Below are 17,607 nucleotides of genomic sequence, written 5' to 3'. Positions count from 1 at the left end.
CTTGCAAGTTGGAACGCGTCGAAACTCAATTGGTCGGGAAGGGGCCCCACGCGGGATCCCGCACGTCGCCGGCCGCGGAGGCCAGGCGCTGGCGGACTCGACCGTCCGTGGAAACGGCCGCAAGTTGCCCACGGCCGCCGGCCTGGGCTTCGTAGAGAATGATCTTACCGTTGGGGGCGAAGGACGGTGAATCGTCGAGGCTGCCCTCGGTGAGCACCGTGACCTGCCCCGTCGCGATCTCGAGCAGGGCGATGCGGAAACGGCCCGCGTCGCGCTGCACGTACGCAAGGCTCTTGCCGTCGGGACTGAAGCGCGGGCCGACGTTGTAGGTGCCGTCGAAGGTCATGCGCTGCGCGGGACCGCCCGCGGCCGGCATGCGGTAGACCTGCGGCGTGCCGCCGCGGTCGGACGTGAAGGCGATCCACTGGCCGTCGGGCGAAAACGCGGGCTGCGTATCGATGCCGCTCGAATCGGTGAGGCGCTGCGCATCCCCGCCGCCGGAAGGCACGCGATAGATCTGCGTGAGGCCGTCCTTGCTCAGGGCCACGGCGACCTGGCTGCCGTCGGGCGACCACGACGGGGCGCTGTTGTTGCCGCGGAATCCGGCGACGACCTTGGTCGTGCCCTGCGCGAGGTTCTGCACGACGACCACGGGCTTCTTCTGGTCGAACGACACGTAGGCGAGGCGGCTGCCGTCGGGCGACCACGACGGCGAGATGATCGGCTCGTTCGAGGCGAGCACCGTCTGCGGGTTGAAGCCGTCGGCATCCGAGACCTGCAGCTCGTAGCGGGTGCCCCGCTTCACCACGTACGTGATCTTGGTGGAGAAGACGCCCTTGTCGCCCGTGAGGCGTTCGTAGATCACGTCGGCGATGCGGTGCGCGGTGGCGCGCAGCTGCGCGGGGGCCACGACGTACGAGTAGCTCGCGAGCTGGGATTGCTTGGCGACGTCGAAGAGGCGGAAGCGAACTTCGACACGCCCGTCGGGCAGCGGATCCACCTTGCCGATGACGAGCGCCTCCGCCGTGCGGGCCGTCCAGTCGGGGAACGTGACCTCGGAGGGCTCCGTGGGCAGCGGGCTGATGCCGACCGTGTTCACGAGCCGGAAGAGGCCGCTGCGCTTGAGGTCGTCGCTCACGACCGAGCTGATGGCCTGGGGCTGCCCGTCCTCCCCCTTGAGGGGCATCACGGCCACGGGAATCTGGCGCCCGGCGGCCGTGGGGATCTCGATCGTGAGCTGGGCCTGGGCGGCGGCAGCGAAGAGGAGGGAAGCGAGGAAAGTCAGCAGGTAGCGCGTCATATTGTTCTATTCGATGGGCGCGGCGCCCTAGCGTTCATGCGTGAAGTTAAGGTTAAGGTCCCGGAATTGGGGAAAAAGTTCCGAATCGGCCGGGGGTACGGGCAGCGGCGACGCGCTGCGAATGCCTCTCAAGATGGCCTCGTCGTAGGCCCGGTTGCCGCTCGGGCGGGTGATCTGGGCCTCGAGGACCTCGCCGCCGGGCAGGATCCGGATGCGCACCACGACCTCGGGCCTGCCGGTTGTGTTGTCGGGCGGGTTGGCCTTGCCCTGGATTTTAGCCCGGATGTTGTTCACATACCGGTCGAACTCCTTCTGGCGCACGGCCGAGGCCGCCTCGCGGGCCTGGTCCGCTTCCTTGCGGACGCGATCGTCCTCCTGCTTCTTCTTCGCGTCCTCCTGCTTTTTCTTCGCGTCGTCGGCCTTCTTCTTCGCGTCGTCCTGGCGCTTCTTCTCGGCCTCGCGCTTCTCTTTCTCCTGCTTCTCGCGCTCCACCTTCTCGCGCTTCTCCTTCTCCCGCTTCTCGCGCTCGACCTTCTCGGCCACGGCCGGGTCGGGCTTCGGCGGCTCGGCCTTGACGGGCTTCGGGGGCTCGGGCGGCGGCTTCACCGGCTCGGGCTTGGGCTCGACCTTCGGCGGATCGGGCTCGGGCTTGGGGGGCGTGGGATCCGGTTCCGGCGGCTTCGACCCGGTGCGGGGCGTGGGAGGCATCTCTTTCCACAGCTCGGCTTCCACGGGAGCCTCGGGCTTGTTCTGCCACGTCACGCCGAACACGATCAGCCCGAAGAAGATCGCGTGCACGATGACAGCAAGGATGATCGCGCGCAGCCGTCCCGGCTGGCTGCGCTTCTCCAGGGCGGGCGGCGTCTCCTTCACCGATCGTGGCACGCGCTCAGGGCCCCGCGGGACGCGCGAGCAGCCCGATGCGCTTCACCTGGTTCTGCTGGAGGATGTCCATCACCTTCAGGACCTCCTCGTAGCGCACGGCCTTGTCCCCGGCGATCACGATCGCCTGGTCGGGATTGGCCTTCTGCGCCTGGCGGATCAACTGCACCAGCCCGTCGCGCCGGACGATCTGCTCCTCCGGCGATTTCGCGCGGTCGACGACGGCGAGGTCTCCATTCGCCCTCACTCGCACCTCCATAGGCGCCACGGCGGGATCGAGCTTCTGGGCCACCTGCGGGAGGTCGATCTGCCCCGGGTTGATGAGCGGAGCGGCCACCATGAAGATGATCAGCAGCACGAGCATCACGTCGATGTACGGCACCACGTTGATCTCGGCCATCGCGCGGCGCGTGCGGCGGGCCATCTCGCTAGCGCTCCGTCTGGTGCGACTGGCGCTGCAGGATGTTGGAGAGCTCCTCGATGAAGCTCTCGTAGCGCCCCGCGAGGCGGTCGATGTCGTGCGCGAAGCGGTTGTACGCGATCACCGCCGGGATCGCCGCGAAGAGGCCGATCGCGGTGGCGACGAGCGCCTCGGCGATCCCGGGCGCCACCTGGGCGAGCGTGGCCTGCGCGACGTTCGACAGGCCCCGGAACGCGTTCATGATCCCCCACACCGTGCCGAAGAGGCCGATGTACGGGCTCACGGAGCCCACGGTGGCGAGGAAGCTCAGGTGCGACTCGAGCGCGTCCAGCTCGCGCTGGTAAGCGGCCTTCATGGCCCGGCGCGTGCCCTCGAGGAGCGCGGTCACATCCGATCCCGCGCGGCCCTTCAGCTTCAGGAACTCCTTGAAGCCGGCTTCGAAGATGCGCTCCAGGCCGACCGTCACGTAGCGCCCGTTGGCCGCGCGCTGGTAGAGCCCCACGAGGTCGGAGCCGCTCCAGAACTCGCGCTCGAAATCGTCCGCCAGGCGGCGAGCCCGCCGGATCTGGAAGAGCTTCATGAAGATGTACGTCCACGAGAGCAGGGAAGCCATCACGAGGATCGCCATGACGACCTTCACGACGATGCTCGCGTTGACGATCATCCCGATGACCGTCAGGTCGTGGGTCACGATCATTGGCTGGCCTCCATCTTTCTCCTTAACGGCTCGGGGATCTCGACGGGTTTGAACGAATCGACGGTGAGGCAGGCCACGGTCACCTTGGCCTTCACCAGCACTTCGTCCTCCCGGCGGACCTCCTGCACGAAGACACTTCGAACCTTGCCCAGCGACTCCAGCTGGACGCTCACGGAGACCATGTCGTCCAGCCGCGCGGGCTTGATGAAATCGATCGCCATGGAAGAGACCACGAAGACCACCTTATGGTTGCGTCCGAGGACCTGGTGGTCGAACCCGAGGTGGCGCAGCCACTCGGTGCGCGCCCGCTCGAGGAACTTCAGGTACTCCGCGTGGTAGACCACGCCGCCGGCGTCGGTGTTCTCGTAGTAGACGCGGACGGGGAACGAATACGTGAACAGCTCCGGCTGCAGGCGCGGCTTCACGGCGATGCGGCTCACGGAAACAGCTCTCCTTCCCGGCCGGGGGGATGGGCGACGATGCCGAAGTGCCGATAGCAGAGCGCGGTCGCGATGCGCCCCCGCTGCGTGCGCTGGAGATAGCCCTGCTGGATGAGGAAGGGCTCGAGCACGTCCTCGATCGTGTCGCGCTCCTCGCCGATGGCCGCGGCCAGGTTCTCCACGCCGACCGGCCCGCCGCCGAACTTCTCGATCACGGCGAGCAGGAGCTTCCGGTCCATGAGGTCGAGGCCGATCGCGTCCACGTCGAGCATGCGCAGCGCCTGGTCGGCCACGGGCGACGTGACGATCCCCTGGGCCTTCACCTCGGCATAGTCACGCACCCGCCGCAGCAGGCGGTTGGCGATGCGCGGCGTGCCGCGCGAGCGCTTGGCGATCTCGTCGGCGCCGTTGTCCTCGATGCGCACCTCGAGCAGCCCCGCCGAGCGCTTCACGATGTGCGAGAGCTCGCTGTCGGTGTAGAACTCCAGGCGCGCGACGATCCCGAACCGGTCGCGCAGCGGGTTCGTGAGCATGCCCGCGCGCGTGGTGGCACCCACCAGCGTGAACGGCGGAAGGTCGAGCTTCACCGAGCGCGCGGCCGGGCCCTCGCCGATCATGAGGTCCAGCTGGAAGTCCTCCAGCGCCGGATAGAGGATCTCCTCGACGACGGGATTCAGCCGGTGGATCTCGTCGATGAAGAGGACGTCGTTGGGCTCGAGGTTGGTGAGGATCGCCGCGAGATCGCCCGCGCGCTCGAGAACCGGACCCGAGGTCTGCCGCAGGTTCACGCCCATCTCGCGCGCGATGATGTGCGCGAGCGTGGTCTTGCCGAGGCCGGGCGGGCCGAACAGCAGGACGTGGTCGAGGGATTCCTTGCGGGTGCGCGCCGCGGAGATGAAGATCTCCAGCTGTTCGCGGATCTTCACCTGGCCCACGTACTCGGCCAGCTGGCGGGGCCGAAGGGCGCGCTCCTCGCCCTCTTCCTGGGGCGAGGCAGTCGATCCGGCGATCAGTCGATCGGCTTCAATCAATCGTTCAGGGCTTCGCGAGGAGTTTCAGCGCCTGCCGGATGGCATCGGTCAGCGCGAGGTCCGGGGGCAGCTGTTTCACCGCGGCCTGGGCCTCGCGGTCATTATAGCCAAGCCCCATGAGCGCATTGAGGACGTCGCTTCCCGGCGTGGTCCCGGCCTTGGTGAGAGCCACGGCCACGGGCAGGCGGTCGCGAAGCTCCAGCACGAGCCGCTCCGCGGTCTTCTTGCCGATGCCGGGAACGCGCATGAGGCGCGCTGCATCCTCGGAGGCAACGGCCGCGGCGAGGTCGTCGACGGACAGGCCCGAGAGCACCGACAGCGCCACCTTGGGCCCCACGCCGCTGATCTTGAGGAGCTGGCGGAACGTCGTGCGTTCATGCGCCGTGAGGAACCCGAACAGCAGGTGCGCATCTTCGCGAACGACGAGGTGCGTGAGGAGCACCACCTTGTCGCCCACGCGCGGCAGGTTATAGAACGTGCTCATCGGCACGTCGATCTCGTAGCCCACGCCGCCGGCCAGGACGACGACCTGGGGCGGATTCTTCTCCGCGAGCTCGCCCGAGATGCGTCCGATCACGAGAGCCTCCCGCGCTTCACGCGCCGGCCCCGCGTCACGATGGCACCCAGCCCCAGCCCGCCATGCGCGTGGCAGATGGCGCAAGCCAGCGCATCGGCCGCGTCCGGGCTCGGTACACCGGGGAGCTTCAGCAAGCGCTTCACCATCTCCTGGACCTGCTCCTTCTTCGCGTGCCCGTTGCCTACCACCGCCTGCTTCACCTGCATGGCCGTGTACTCGGCCACGGGCAGCTTCGCGAGGACGGCCGCGGAGATCGCGGCCCCGCGCGCCTGGCCCAGCAGCAGCGTCGACTTGGGATTCACGTTGACGAACACCTCTTCCACGGCGACTTCCCCCGGAGCATAGCCCGCGATGACCTCTGCGAGGCCCTCGAGGATCGAGGAGAGCCGGATGGGCAGGCTGTCGGTGAGACGCGAACGGATGCGGCCGCTCGCGACATACGCGAGCTTCTGCCCGTCCTTCTCGACCAGGCCATAGCCAGTCACCGCGAGCCCCGGGTCGATGCCGAGGATGCGAATCACCGCCACTAGAACGTCTTCGCGTACACGCACGCGTCGGCGAGCTGGCCGGCGTTGTCGCGGCGTGCCTGGCGGAGGATGCCCTCCAGCGTGAAGCCGCACTTCTCCGCCACGCGCCGGCTGGGCATGTTGCGCGCGTCCGAGCCGATCTCCAGGCGCCGGGCGCCCAGCACGTCGCGCGCGAAATCCACGAGCGCCTGCGTGCCTTCGGTCGCATAGCCCTGGCGCGCGCACGAGGTGCGCACCCAGTAGCCGATCTCGAACTTCGGAATGTCCCATTCGATGGTGTGCAGGCCGCCCCGCCCGACGAGCAGCCCGTCGTCCTTGCGGAACCAGGCGAAATCGAGGGCTTCCCGCGCGAGCCACTTGGCGCGCGTCTCGCGCGCGTTGGCCTCGCTCTGCTCGGGGCTCTGCATCTGCTTCGCCCACGGCATCCAGGGCTTCAGCTGCTCGAACGATTCGGCCATCGCGGCGTTCGACTCGGCTCCGTGGCCTGTTCCGACGGCGCGAAGCGTGAGGCGCTTCGTCTCGAGGACCTCGGGGATGTCGAGCAGCAGGGCCTGCAGGAGCTCCGCCACTAGGCCCCCGCGATCACCGCGTTGGTGTAGACCTCCTGGACGTCGTCGAGCGACTCGAGCGCGTCGAGGAGCTTCTGCATCGTGACCGCGTCCTCGCCGGTGAACTCGGTCTCGGTGGAGGCCTTCATCGTGACCTCGGCGAGCTCCGCCTTGAAGCCGGACTTCTCCATCGCCGCCTTGATGCGGGCGAATTCGTGCGGATCGGTGATCACCTCGATCGAGCCGTCCTCGCTCGAGACGACGTCCTCGGCTCCGGCCTCGAGGGCGGCGTCCATCAGCTTCTCCTCGTTCGTGCCGGGCGCGTAGAGCAGCTGGCCGCAATGCTTGAACAGGAAGGCGACGGAATTGGAAGCACCCATGTTGCCGCCGAACTTGGTGAACGCGTGGCGGACTTCGGCCACCGTGCGGACGCGATTGTCGGTGAGGCAGTCGACGATGATGGCCGCGCCGTGGAGGCCGTAGCCCTCGTAGCGGATCTCCTCGTAGTTCACGCCGTCCAGGCCGCCGGTGCCGCGCTTGATCGCGCGCTCGACGTTGTCCTTCGGCATGTTGTTCTCGTACGCCTTGTCGACCGCAAGGCGCAGCCGCGGATTCATGTTGGGATCACCCCCGCCCATCTTCGCGGCGACGGTGATTTCCTTGATGAGGCGGGTGAAGATCTTGCCGCGCTTGGCGTCCTGGCGGCCCTTGCGGTGCTGGATGTTCGCCCACTTGCTATGGCCTGCCATATGGGTCTGCTTGTCGCTTGAAGCGTCAATGCCGAGCGGGAAAACGTAATGGTAACATTCGCGTCCCGCCTCTCTCCAGAGCGAAACCGGTGCTTCCTCCCCTGCTGGTCGCGAAGTCGAAGGAAGACTTGGGCCTGCTGCCCGCGATGGCCAACCGGCACGGCCTCATCGCCGGCGCCACCGGCACCGGCAAGACCGTCACGCTGCAAACGCTCGCCGAAAGGTTCAGCTCGATCGGCGTTCCCGTGTTCATGGCCGACGTGAAGGGCGACCTCGCGGGACTCGCCGCGGCCGGCGGCGGGAACGCGAAAGTGGAAGAGCGCGTGAAGACCCTCGGCATCGAGGGCTTCGCGTACAAGGCTTCGCCTGTCGCGTTCTGGGATGTGTTCGGCGACGCCGGGCATCCCGTCCGCTCCACCGTCTCGGAGATGGGCCCGCTGCTGCTCTCGCGCATCCTGGATCTCAACGAGACGCAGGCCGGCGTGTTGGCGGCGGTCTTCAAGATCGCCGATGACCAGGGCCTGCTGCTGCTCGACCTGAAAGACCTCCGGGCGCTGCTGCAATTCGCGGGCGACAACGCGGCGAAGTTCCGCACCCAGTACGGCAACATCTCGACCGCGAGCGTGGGCGCCATCCAGCGCGGCCTGCTCACGCTCGAATCCCAGGGCGGCGCGAAATTCTTCGGCGAGCCCGCGCTCGACCTCTCCGACCTCATGCAGACGGTCGATGGCAAGGGTGTCATCAACATCCTCGCCGCCGACAAGCTGCTCTCGAGCCCGCGCGTGTACTCGACGCTGCTGCTGTGGCTGCTCTCGGAGCTCTTCGAGACCCTTCCCGAGATCGGCGACCCGGAGAAACCGAAGCTCGTGTTCTTCTTCGACGAAGCGCACCTGCTCTTCAACGACGCGCCCAGGGAATTGCTCACGCGCATCGAGCAGGTCGTGCGCCTCGTGCGCTCGAAGGGCGTCGGCGTCTACTTCGTCACGCAGAACCCGCTCGATGTGCCGGACACCGTGCTGGGCCAGCTCGGCAACCGCGTGCAGCACGCGCTTCGCGCATTCACCCCGCGCGACCAGGCGGCGGTGAAGGCGGCGGCGACCACGTTCCGTCCGAATCCGAAAGTGAAAGTGGAGGAAGCCATCACCGAGCTTGCGGTCGGCGAAGCGCTCGTGTCCTTCCTCGACGAGAAAGGCCGTCCCCTGCCGGTCGAGCGCGCCTTCGTCGTGCCGCCCGCTTCCCGCCTCGGCACCGTGAGCGCCGACGAGCGCAAGAAGGTCATCGCCGAATCGCTCTGCGCCGGGCACTATGAGAAGGCGGTCGATCGCGAATCGGCCTACGAGAAGCTCACCGCGAGAGCGGAAGAGAAGACGGCACCGCCCGCGGGAAGTCCGGGCGGCGCAAAAGGCGAGGAAGAGTCCGCCGGCGGCTGGGGCGGTATCCTCGAGAAGATCGGACTACCGGGCGCAGGCCCGGCCGGGCCGAAGGGACGGACGCGCGAGACGGCCATGGAAGCCGCCGCCAAGAGCGCAGCGCGCGCCATCGGGAGCGAAGTGGGACGCAAGGTCATCCGCGGGGTGCTGGGGTCGATCTTCGGCGGCCGGCGGTAACAAGGGGGAGCACGATGGCGAAGACGGGCGAGCGCAAGGCCCAGATCCTGCAGACGCTCGCGGCGATGCTGGAGGACCCGAAGGGCGAGCGCATCACCACGGCGCTGCTGGCCGCGCGCCTCGACGTGAGCGAGGCGGCGCTTTATCGCCACTTCGCGAGCAAGGCGCAGATGTTCGAAGGGCTGATCGAGTTCATCGAGCAGACGCTGTTCACGCTCGTGAACAAGATCCAGGCCGAGGAGAAGGACGCCCTGAAGCAGGTGGAGACCACCGTCACCACCCTGCTCGGCTTCTCGCAGAAGAATCCGGGCATGACGCGCGTGCTGATCGGCGACGCGCTGGTGAACGAGGACGACCGCCTGCAGGCCCGCGTGAACCAGCTGCTCGACCGCCTCGAGGCGAGCCTGCGCCAGAGCGCGCGCCTCGCGGTGAACGCCTCGCAGCTTCCCGCCGACTGGGACGTGAATGCCTACGCGAACACGCTCCTCGCTTTCGTGATCGGCCGCTGGCACCAGTTCGCGAAGAGCGGCTTCAAGCGCGCACCCATGGAGGGCTGGCCGCAGCAGTGGCGGATCTTCGCCGCCTGAAGTGAGCTCCGTGCCCGCCGCCCTTCCCGAGCTGGTCACGCCGCGCCTGGCGCTGCGCCTCGGGCGCCCCTCGATGGCCGGCGCCGTCGCGCGCTTCTTCACCGAGAATTGGGAAGGCCACCTTGACCGCTGGTCACCGCCTCCCGCGCCGGGCTTCTTCGAGCCGAAGTACTGGCACGAGCGCCTCGAGCGCGCCGAGGTGGAGTGGGAGTCGGGCATCTCCGCGCGCTTCGTGCTGCAGCCGCCCGGTCCCGAATCGGGTCCCGTCCTCGGCACCTGCAACTACACGAACATCGTGCGCGGCCCTTTCCAGGCGTGCCACCTGGGCTACCAGATCGCCCGTGACCACGAGGGCCGCGGCCTGATGCGCGAGGCGCTCGAGGCGCTGAACGCCTTCGCGTTCGACGAGATGGGGCTGCATCGCATCATGGCCAACTACATCCCCACGAACGAGCGGAGCGGCCAGCTGCTCGCGCGCCTGGGCTTCGAGCGTGAGGGCTACGCGAAGAATTATTTGTATATCGCCGGCCAGTGGCGCGACCACGTGCTCACGGCTCTCGTGAACCGCGAATTCGACCCGGCACGCTTCGAGCCGGGCGTGGCGCGCTAGTCGCCGCCGGCGACCTGGGCCAGCAGCGATTCCACCGAGGGCTCGACGTGGCCCCGCGGATGGAAGCGGATCTGCGCGCACAGCTGCTGGTAGCGCCGGAAGAGGTCCTCCAGCGAGCCCCCGCCCAGGTTGAACGTCCCATAGCGGTAGCTCCCCAGCCACTTCATCTCGCGCTCGAGGTCGGCGCCGCGCTTGAGATAGAACATGAGGTGGGCTTCGGGATTTGCCGCCTGGAGCGAAGACACTTCGCGTTGCCCCGGCCAGCGCGACAGGCCGTCGCCGGTGAAGTCGCGCAGCACGAAGCTCGCCGCATGCGCGTCGCGGCCCTGCCGGTGGCGCACGACGGGCTCGCGGCCCGCGTGGAGGTCGAGCAGCACGTCGAAGAGGCAATAGCCGTCGACGCGCTCGAAGAGGTCGTAGAACTGGCCCGCCGCGCGCGGGTTGATCTCGATCACGCGCACCGCGCCCGACGCGGGGTCGATGCGCAGCTCGATGTTGAAGACGCCGTGCTCGAAGCCCAGGCCCTCCAGCAGCTTGATCGCCGTCTGGTCGATGCGCGACAAGGTGTCGGGCGGAAGCGACGACGGGTACTGGAAGCGCTGGAAGTGATCGGTGCCGGGGTACATCACCGAGTCGACCGTCCCCAGCATGGTGACCTTGCCATCCCGCGCGTAGCCGTTGGCCGTGACCTGGCGGCCATGCAGGATGCCCTCGGCGATCATGCTGAAGGGCTCCTCCTCGAAGCTCGAGTGGGCGCGCATCACATCGTTGAAGGGCTTCACGAGGCGCTCGATGATCGCGCGCTCGAACCAGCCGAAGGCGGTATGGCGGCGCAGCTCCGCGTACGAGTCCACGCGCCGGGCGAGCACCGAGTACGCGGCCTTCACCGGCTTGATGTAGAACGGGAACGGGATGGGGACGTCTTCGGGGCTGCTGTAGTTGCGACGCAGGAGCCCGTAGGCGGGATTCGTGCCCGGCAGGATGCGTTCGAACGCCTGCCGCGCGTAGTACTTGTGCTGGATGGTGAGCACGGCCGCGAGCGGCGTGTGCAGCAGCCCCAGGCGCTTGCTCACGAGCGCGGCGAGGAAGGGGCCGAATTGCTCGTCGGACGTGACGACCGCCTCGATGCCCGTGCCCGCGTGGCGCCGCGCCACTTTCTCCGCGAACTTGAGCGCGTCGAACGTGAACAGGCGCGCGTTCTCGGGGAAGGAAAAGAGGTCGAAGCCCTCGAAGAGGAATTCGTGGGTTCCCCGGTAGCGGGGATCTTGGGCGATGGCCCGGTCCCATTCGTCGGGGAACAGGACCAGGATGCGGCGCTTGTCCGTGGGCGATGTCATTGCATTTCTACGCGGCCGGCCCGTTGTCGGATTCCAGCCTTGTCCCGAGTGTAGCGGAAATGAAAAGGGGGCTGACGGGCAGCCCCCCTTTCGACACGTCCGGTAACGACTCAGGCGAGCGCGTCGGCCCAGATGTTGCGGGCCCAGTTCATGGTGTAGACCCCTTCGGCCTCGTTCATCGCCGCCGAGACCCCGCCCGCGCCCGGCACCGTCTTCATGGTGCGGTCCTTTTCGTCGTACTTGTGGACGGAGGTCACGTGCACGGCGAGCTTGTCCGACACCATGCTGTAGCAGGTGTTGATGAGCGTGGGCGAAGGGTTGGGCGCCTCGCCGTTCAGCAGGGCCACCACGGCCGTCGCGCAGATCCGGCCGTGGCCGTTGGCCATGCTGCCGGACTTGGGCATCAGCGGTGCCACCTGCAGCGCGTCACCCAGCACGTGCGCGCCCTTGTGCGCCTTCGACTCGAACGTCGTCCAGTCCACCTCGCACCAGCGGTTGTTCGCCGTGATGAAGGGCTTGGCCACGTCGCCGGCACGCTGCGGCGGGATCACGTTCAACACATCGCCCTTCTGGTCGCCGAACTCGAGCTTCACCGTGCGGCCCTTCCAGTCGACGTCCACCGCCTTGCTGTTCGGGCGGTAGTCGATCATGCCGCCATAGAGGTCGGTCCACGCCTTCTTGAAGAGCGGCCCCTTCGAGATCACGTCCGCGTTCTCGTCCAGCAGGATGATCTTCGAGCGCGGCTTGGCGGCCTTGAAGTACGCCGCCACCTGGCAGACGCGCTCGTACGGCCCCGGCGGGCAGCGAAACGGCGCAAGCGGCACCGAGATCACGAAGACGCCGCCATCGGGCATCGCTTCGAGCTGCTTCCTCAGCGACACCGTCTGCGGGCCCGCCTTCCAGGCGTGCAGCACCGCGGCCTGCGCCTCGGCGCTCGCCATCGACGGCAGCGCTTCCCACATGAAGTCCACGCCCGGCGAGAGGATCACGCGATCGAACGCGACCTTCGAGCCGCCCTTCAGGGCCACGGTCTTCGTGGTCATGTCGACGGCCGTCGCCCAGTCGCGCACGACCTCGACGCCGTGCTTCGCGAGACCTGTGTACGGCGTGGTGATGTCGCCGATGCCGCGGAACCCGCCCAGCACCATGTTCGAGAGCGGGCAGGAAACGAAGGCTTCATTGGGCTCGATCAGCGTCACGTGGATCGCCGGATCGAGCATGCGGATGTACTTCGCGGCCGTGGCGCCGCCATAGCCGCCGCCCACCACCGCGACACGTGCCTTGGCCGGAGCGCTGGACGTGCTCGCGCAACCCGCGAGGCCCGTCATCGCAAGTCCCGCCGCGCCTGCCTTCAGGAACTGCCTGCGTTGCATCGTCATGGCGGCCTCCTAGCGCTGCTTCGAGAAGTAGTCGGCGAGCGCGGCGACCTCCGCGTCGCCGTAGCCCTTGGCGATCTGGTGCATGATCGTCGCGGGCCGCTTGCCGGCCTTGAAGTCGTTCATGAGGCCCACGAGCTCCGCGGCGGGACGACCGGCCAGCGGCGCGACGGTGGAGCCTTCCACCGCCTTGCCCGCGGTGCCGTGGCACATGGCGCAGCTGCCGGCCATCGAGCGCACGCCCGATTCGGAGAGATTGGCGGCGGCGAACGCCGGAGGCGGCGGTGCCGCGGGAGCAGGCTGCTGCGCTTGCGCACCGCCGGCCATCGCGGCCAGCAATACCGTTGCCAGGAGTCGCTTCATGAGGCACCTCGAGAATCGATGCACGGGATCCGAGGATAGCGCACTCGACGCGCGGGCGATTCATCAGCCGACGCTGATGCGCTGGAAGCGAAAACGCCCGCGCAGGGCGGGCGTTTCGCTTTTCGTGCGGCGGCCGCGTCAGGTCGACTCGACGGGCTCCGCGGATTGCGACTGTGCGATGTCCAGCTGCACCTTCCCGTCCTTGTCGACGTCGATCGTCACCTTGCCACCGGAGGCGAGCTTGCCGAACAGCAGCTCGTCGGCAAGAGCGCGGCGGATCGTGTCCTGGATCAGGCGCGCCATCGGGCGCGCGCCCATCTGCGGATCGAAGCCGTGCTTGGCGAGGTACTTCTTCAGGTTCTCGGTGAAGACGGCGTCGACCTTCTTCTCCGAGAGCTGCGCCTCGAGCTGCATCAGGAACTTGTCGACGACGCGCAGGATGATCTGCTCGTCCAGTGCCCCGAACGAAATCACGGCATCGAGGCGGTTCCTGAACTCCGGCGTGAAGAGGCGCTTGATCTCGCCCATCTCGTCGCCGGCGCGGCGGTCGTCGGTGAAGCCGATCGAGTTGCGCGACAGGCCCTCGGCACCCGCGTTGGTGGTCATGATGATCGCCACGTTGCGGAAGTCGGCCTTGCGGCCGTTGTTGTCGGTGAGCGTGCCGTGGTCCATCACCTGCAGCAGGATGTTGAAGATGTCCGGGTGGGCCTTCTCGATCTCGTCCAGCAGCAGGATCGAGTACGGATGCTTGGTGATCGCCTCGGTGAGCAATCCGCCCTGGTCGAAGCCGACGTAGCCGGGGGGCGCGCCGATGAGGCGGCTCACCGCGTGGCGCTCCATGTACTCCGACATGTCGAAGCGAATCAGCTCCACGCCCATGATGAACGCGAGCTGGCGCGCGACCTCGGTCTTGCCGACGCCGGTAGGCCCGGAGAACAGGAACGAGCCGATCGGCTTCTGCGCGTTGCCCAGGCCGCTCCTCGCCATCTTGATCGAGGCCGCGAGGGCTTCGATGGCCTTGTCCTGGCCGAAGACGACGTTCTTCAGGTCGCGGTCGAGATTCTTCAGCGCGTTGCGGTCGTCCGAAGAGACGTTGCGGGTCGGGATGCGCGCGATCTTGGCGATGATCTCCTCGATCTCGGGCTTGCCGATCACCTTCTTCTGCTTGGACTTCGGCAGGATGCGCTGCAGGGCACCCGCCTCGTCGATCACGTCGATCGCCTTGTCCGGCAGGTGGCGGTCGTTGATGAAGCGCGCCGACAGCTCGGCGGCCGTCGTGAGCGCGTTGGCCGTGTACTTCACGCCGTGGTGCGACTCGAAGCGGCTCTTCAACCCGCGGAGGATGTCCACCGTCTCGGCGATCGAGGGCTCGTTCACGTCCACCTTCTGGAAACGCCGGGACAGCGCGTGGTCCTTCTCGAAGATGCCGCGGAACTCGTTGTACGTGGTCGCGCCGATGCACTTCAGCGCGCCCGACGACAGCGCCGGCTTCAGCAGGTTGGACGCATCCAGCGTGCCCCCCGAAGCGCTGCCCGCGCCGATCAGCGTGTGGATCTCGTCGATGAAGAGGATGGCATTGGGGTTGTCCACGAGCTGCTTCAGCACCGCCTTCAGGCGCTGCTCGAAGTCGCCGCGGTACTTGGTGCCCGCGAGGAGCGCTCCCATGTCGAGCGCGAACACCTGCGCCTTCGAGAGGATCTCGGGCACCTGGTTGTCGACCACGCGCTTGGCGAGGCCCTCGGCGATCGCCGTCTTGCCCACGCCGGCCTCGCCCACGAGCAGCGGGTTGTTCTTGCGGCGGCGGCAGAGGATCTGGATCACGCGCTCGACCTCGGAATCGCGGCCGATGAGCGGATCGATCTTGCCGTCGATGGCGAGCTGGTTCAGGTTCTGCGTGAAGCTCTCGAGCGCACCGCCCGCCTGGGCCTCGGGCGCTTCCTGCTCGCCCTCGCCTTCCTCGCGCGAACCGGGTGCCTGGGGCGCCTTCGTGATGCCGTGCGAGATGTAGTTCACGACATCCAGCCGCGATACGCCCTGCTGGTGCAGGAAATAGACCGCGTGGGAGTCCTTCTCGCCGTAGATGGCCACCAGCACGTTGGCGCCGGTCACTTCCTTCTTGCCGGACGACTGGACGTGCAGGATCGCGCGCTGGATGACGCGCTGGAATCCGAGCGTGGGCTGCGTGTCGACCTCGCCGGATCCGGCGACGGTCGGGGTGTGCTGCATCACGAAGTCGGCGAGCGCCTTCTTCAGCTCGTCGATCTTCGCCGCGCAGGCCTTCAGCACTTCCGCCGCCGAAGGGTTGTCGCAGAGGGCGAGCAGCAGGTGCTCGACCGTGATGAATTCATGTCTCTTCTGCCGCGCCTCCACGAACGCCATGTGCAGGCTGACTTCGAGCTCCTGGGCAATCATGTTTCCTCCATCGCGCACTGCAAGGGATGCTGGTGCTGCTGTGAATAAGCCGTGACCTGGTCCACCTTCGTCGTTGCAACGTCCTTCGGATAGATGCCGCAGACCCCGCGGCCTTCCGTATGCACTTTGAGCATCACCTGGGTGGCCCGTTCCCGCGGCAAGGTGAAGAAGAGCTGCAGCACCTCGACCACGAACTCCATCGGGGTGTAATCGTCGTTATACATCACCACCTGGAACATGGGCGGCGGCTTGGCCTTCGTTGCACTGGGCTTGAGGGCCGTGGAGCCGCTGCTGGGTTTGTCGGTCATGGTGCCTGGACGGGCCCGTCCTCCGGGGGTTTCCCGAGCGGACGAAAAGATCGGGGGATGTCGCTACCTAATATGGACAAGCGGGGGCGGTTTTTCAAGACCCTTCAAACCCTTACGATGCGTGGCGCCAATGAGACACTTCCCGGCTCCCCCTGTTGACTTGCCCCGAGGGCGCAGGTACAAAGCGCGTTGGAGTTTGGCTTCAAGGGTTCTGCATCAGGTGCGGGGCTATGGAACCGAACGATGCGCGGGATTCCACCCGTTCCACACAGAGGGCAGGGAGCAATGGCAACAGGCACCGTCAAATGGTTCAACGATGCAAAGGGGTATGGGTTCATCACGCCGGATGATGGCAGCGAAGACCTCTTCGCGCACTTTTCCGCGATCCAGATGCAGGGGTTCAAGACGCTGAAAGAGGGACAAAAAGTCTCCTTCGACGTAACGCAGGGCCCAAAAGGCAAACAGGCTTCGAACATCCAGGCCGCCTGACGACGGACTCGATGAAAAACCCCTGCGGTTCGCCGCAGGGGTTTTTTTATGCCCCTTTCCGGGGCAGGGTCACTGCATCCGGCGCTTGAGCTCGGCGTCCACGGCGTCCATGTATTCCTCGGTCGTGAGGAACGGATGGTCGGGGCGGATCAGCGTCGCGAGGTCCTTCGTCATCTTGCCGCCCTCGACGACGTCCACGCACACCTTCTCCAGCGCGAGCGCGAAGTTCACCAGGTCGGGCGTGTTGTCCATCTTGCCGCGGTACTGCAGGCCGCGCGTCCAGGCGTAGATCGAGGCGATCGGGTTGGTGGACGTGGGCTTGCCCTGCTGGTGCAGGCGGTAGTGGCGCGTGACCGTGCCGTGCGCCGCCTCGGCTTCCACCGTCTTGCCGTCCGGCGTGGTGAGCACGGAGGTCATCAGGCCCAGCGAGCCGTAGCCCTGCGCGACCGTGTCCGACTGGACGTCGCCGTCGTAGTTCTTGCAGGCCCAGAGGTAGCCGCCGCTCCACTTGAGGTTCGAGGCGACCATGTCGTCGATGAGCCGGTGCTCGTACACGAGGCCCGCGCCGTCGAACTGCGACTTGAACTCGGCGTTGAACACTTCCTCGAACAGGTTCTTGAAGCGCCCGTCGTACACCTTGAGGATCGTGTTCTTGGTCGACAGGTAGACGGGGTACTTGCGGTTGAGCGCGTAGTTGAAGCAGGCGCGCGCGAAGCCCTTGATCGAGTCGTCCAGGTTGTACATCGCCATCGTCACGCCCGCTCCGGGCGCCTGGAACACTTCCTTCTCGATCGGGGCCCCGCCGCCCTTCGGCGTGAAGCTGATCTTGAGCGTCCCCGGGCCGTCGAACTTGATCTCCGAGGCGCGGTACTGGTCGCCGAAGCCGTGGCGCGCCACGACGACCGGCTTGTCCCAGTGCGAGACGATGCGCGGCACGTTCTTGCAGATGATGGGCTCGCGGAAGATGGTGCCGTCGAGGATGTTGCGGATGGTCCCGTTCGGGCTCTTCCACATCTGCTTCAGGTTGAATTCCTTCACGCGCGCCTCGTCCGGCGTGATGGTGGCGCACTTCACGGCGACGCCGTACTCCTTGGTGGCGTTGGCCGAATCGACGGTCACCTTGTCATCCGTGGCGTCGCGGTGCTCGACCGAGAGGTCGAAGTACTTGAGGTCGATGTCGAGGTACGGAAGGATCAGTTTCTCGCGGATGCGCTGCCAGATGATGCGCGTCATCTCGTCTCCATCCATCTCCACGACCGGGTTCTTGACCTTGATCTTCGACATCTGTTTCCCCTCTGCATGTAAGGTGTGCGGTGAACCCCGGATTGTAGCAAAGCACACCTACC

20 protein-coding genes are annotated in these 17,607 nt (G+C 66.9%); 4 read left to right on the top strand and 16 right to left on the bottom strand.

Annotated elements, in window-relative coordinates:
• Positions 1-25: 25 nt before the first annotated feature.
• From tolB to DSM104443_RS06855, 10 genes are read right to left on the bottom strand one after another with little or no spacing between them, the layout of a single operon-like run.
• Positions 26-1,300 carry a Tol-Pal system beta propeller repeat protein TolB gene (tolB, locus tag DSM104443_RS06895; RefSeq protein WP_171090713.1) on the bottom strand — a complete coding sequence of 425 codons (1,275 nt, stop codon included), beginning with the start codon at positions 1,298-1,300 and terminating at the stop codon, positions 26-28.
• 27 nt (positions 1,301-1,327) lie between these two features.
• Positions 1,328-2,185 carry a cell envelope integrity protein TolA gene (tolA, locus tag DSM104443_RS06890; protein ID WP_171090711.1) on the bottom strand — a complete coding sequence of 286 codons (858 nt, stop codon included), beginning with the start codon at positions 2,183-2,185 and terminating at the stop codon, positions 1,328-1,330.
• Between the two features lie 4 nt (positions 2,186-2,189).
• Complete coding sequence (gene tolR / locus DSM104443_RS06885; RefSeq protein ID WP_171090709.1) at positions 2,190-2,606, bottom strand: protein TolR; 417 nt, start codon at positions 2,604-2,606, stop codon at positions 2,190-2,192.
• A 4-nt stretch (positions 2,607-2,610) separates the two neighbouring features.
• Complete coding sequence (gene tolQ, locus DSM104443_RS06880; protein ID WP_171090707.1) at positions 2,611-3,300, bottom strand: protein TolQ; 690 nt, start codon at positions 3,298-3,300, stop codon at positions 2,611-2,613.
• Positions 3,297-3,740 carry a tol-pal system-associated acyl-CoA thioesterase gene (gene ybgC / locus DSM104443_RS06875; RefSeq protein ID WP_246232552.1) on the bottom strand — a complete coding sequence of 148 codons (444 nt, stop codon included), beginning with the start codon at positions 3,738-3,740 and terminating at the stop codon, positions 3,297-3,299. Before ybgC ends, tolQ begins: the two co-directional genes overlap by 4 nt.
• Positions 3,737-4,771, bottom strand: a complete 1,035-nt coding sequence (gene ruvB, locus DSM104443_RS06870; protein ID WP_171090705.1) for a Holliday junction branch migration DNA helicase RuvB — start codon at positions 4,769-4,771, stop codon at positions 3,737-3,739. Before ruvB ends, ybgC begins: the two co-directional genes overlap by 4 nt.
• Before the next feature lie 4 nt (positions 4,772-4,775).
• A complete protein-coding gene (gene ruvA / locus DSM104443_RS06865; RefSeq protein ID WP_171090703.1) occupies positions 4,776-5,348 on the bottom strand; it encodes a Holliday junction branch migration protein RuvA in 573 nt (190 codons plus the stop codon).
• Positions 5,345-5,875 carry a crossover junction endodeoxyribonuclease RuvC gene (ruvC, locus tag DSM104443_RS06860; protein WP_212757017.1) on the bottom strand — a complete coding sequence of 177 codons (531 nt, stop codon included), beginning with the start codon at positions 5,873-5,875 and terminating at the stop codon, positions 5,345-5,347. Before ruvC ends, ruvA begins: the two co-directional genes overlap by 4 nt.
• The gene (locus DSM104443_RS21730) at positions 5,875-6,444 is read right to left on the bottom strand and encodes a GNAT family N-acetyltransferase (RefSeq protein ID WP_212757015.1); all 570 of its coding nucleotides are present in this window, start codon (positions 6,442-6,444) and stop codon (positions 5,875-5,877) included. Before DSM104443_RS21730 ends, ruvC begins: the two co-directional genes overlap by 1 nt.
• Complete coding sequence (locus DSM104443_RS06855; protein ID WP_171090700.1) at positions 6,444-7,172, bottom strand: YebC/PmpR family DNA-binding transcriptional regulator; 729 nt, start codon at positions 7,170-7,172, stop codon at positions 6,444-6,446. The genes DSM104443_RS21730 and DSM104443_RS06855 overlap by 1 nt, the downstream gene beginning before the upstream one ends.
• An 89-nt stretch (positions 7,173-7,261) precedes the next feature.
• Here DSM104443_RS06855 and DSM104443_RS06850 point away from each other — a divergent pair, with 89 nt between their 5' ends.
• The 3 genes from DSM104443_RS06850 to DSM104443_RS06840 are packed head-to-tail and all read left to right on the top strand — an operon-like array spanning position 7,262 to position 9,976.
• Positions 7,262-8,779 carry a helicase HerA-like domain-containing protein gene (locus DSM104443_RS06850; protein ID WP_171090698.1) on the top strand — a complete coding sequence of 506 codons (1,518 nt, stop codon included), beginning with the start codon at positions 7,262-7,264 and terminating at the stop codon, positions 8,777-8,779.
• 14 nt (positions 8,780-8,793) lie between these two features.
• Positions 8,794-9,366, top strand: a complete 573-nt coding sequence (slmA, locus tag DSM104443_RS06845; protein WP_171090696.1) for a nucleoid occlusion factor SlmA — start codon at positions 8,794-8,796, stop codon at positions 9,364-9,366.
• A gap of 10 nt (positions 9,367-9,376) precedes the next feature.
• Positions 9,377-9,976, top strand: coding sequence for a GNAT family N-acetyltransferase (locus DSM104443_RS06840; RefSeq protein WP_212757013.1), 600 nt, complete (start codon positions 9,377-9,379; stop codon positions 9,974-9,976).
• On the opposite strand, the gene DSM104443_RS06835 is transcribed toward DSM104443_RS06840, so the two are convergent.
• From DSM104443_RS06835 to clpS, 5 genes are all read right to left on the bottom strand, one after another.
• The gene (locus DSM104443_RS06835) at positions 9,973-11,313 is read right to left on the bottom strand and encodes an ATP-grasp domain-containing protein (protein WP_171090694.1); all 1,341 of its coding nucleotides are present in this window, start codon (positions 11,311-11,313) and stop codon (positions 9,973-9,975) included. The two genes, DSM104443_RS06840 and DSM104443_RS06835, sit on opposite strands and share 4 nt — an antisense overlap.
• A 110-nt stretch (positions 11,314-11,423) precedes the next feature.
• On the bottom strand, positions 11,424-12,692 hold the full coding sequence (locus DSM104443_RS06830) for an FCSD flavin-binding domain-containing protein (protein ID WP_212757011.1): 1,269 nt from the start codon (positions 12,690-12,692) through the stop codon (positions 11,424-11,426).
• Between the two features lie 9 nt (positions 12,693-12,701).
• Entirely contained in the window at positions 12,702-13,052 is a 351-nt protein-coding gene (locus tag DSM104443_RS06825; RefSeq protein WP_212757010.1) for a c-type cytochrome, read from the bottom strand.
• Positions 13,053-13,190: 138 nt separating this feature from the next.
• Positions 13,191-15,464: an ATP-dependent Clp protease ATP-binding subunit ClpA gene (gene clpA, locus DSM104443_RS06820; RefSeq protein ID WP_171090693.1), complete on the bottom strand. Its 2,274-nt coding sequence runs from the start codon at positions 15,462-15,464 to the stop codon at positions 13,191-13,193.
• Complete coding sequence (clpS, locus tag DSM104443_RS06815; RefSeq protein WP_171090690.1) at positions 15,461-15,772, bottom strand: ATP-dependent Clp protease adapter ClpS; 312 nt, start codon at positions 15,770-15,772, stop codon at positions 15,461-15,463. The genes clpA and clpS overlap by 4 nt, the downstream gene beginning before the upstream one ends.
• A 285-nt stretch (positions 15,773-16,057) precedes the next feature.
• Here clpS and cspE point away from each other — a divergent pair, with 285 nt between their 5' ends.
• Complete coding sequence (cspE, locus tag DSM104443_RS06810; RefSeq protein ID WP_076021892.1) at positions 16,058-16,261, top strand: transcription antiterminator/RNA stability regulator CspE; 204 nt, start codon at positions 16,058-16,060, stop codon at positions 16,259-16,261.
• 69 nt (positions 16,262-16,330) lie between these two features.
• On the opposite strand, the gene DSM104443_RS06805 is transcribed toward cspE, so the two are convergent.
• Entirely contained in the window at positions 16,331-17,545 is a 1,215-nt protein-coding gene (locus tag DSM104443_RS06805) for an NADP-dependent isocitrate dehydrogenase (protein ID WP_171090688.1), read from the bottom strand.
• Positions 17,546-17,607: the final 62 nt, after the last annotated feature.

This window comes from Usitatibacter rugosus (assembly GCF_013003965.1).
GTDB classification, from domain to species: Bacteria; Pseudomonadota; Gammaproteobacteria; order Burkholderiales; family Usitatibacteraceae; genus Usitatibacter; species Usitatibacter rugosus.
This window is presented reverse-complemented; position numbering and strand designations above follow the sequence as displayed.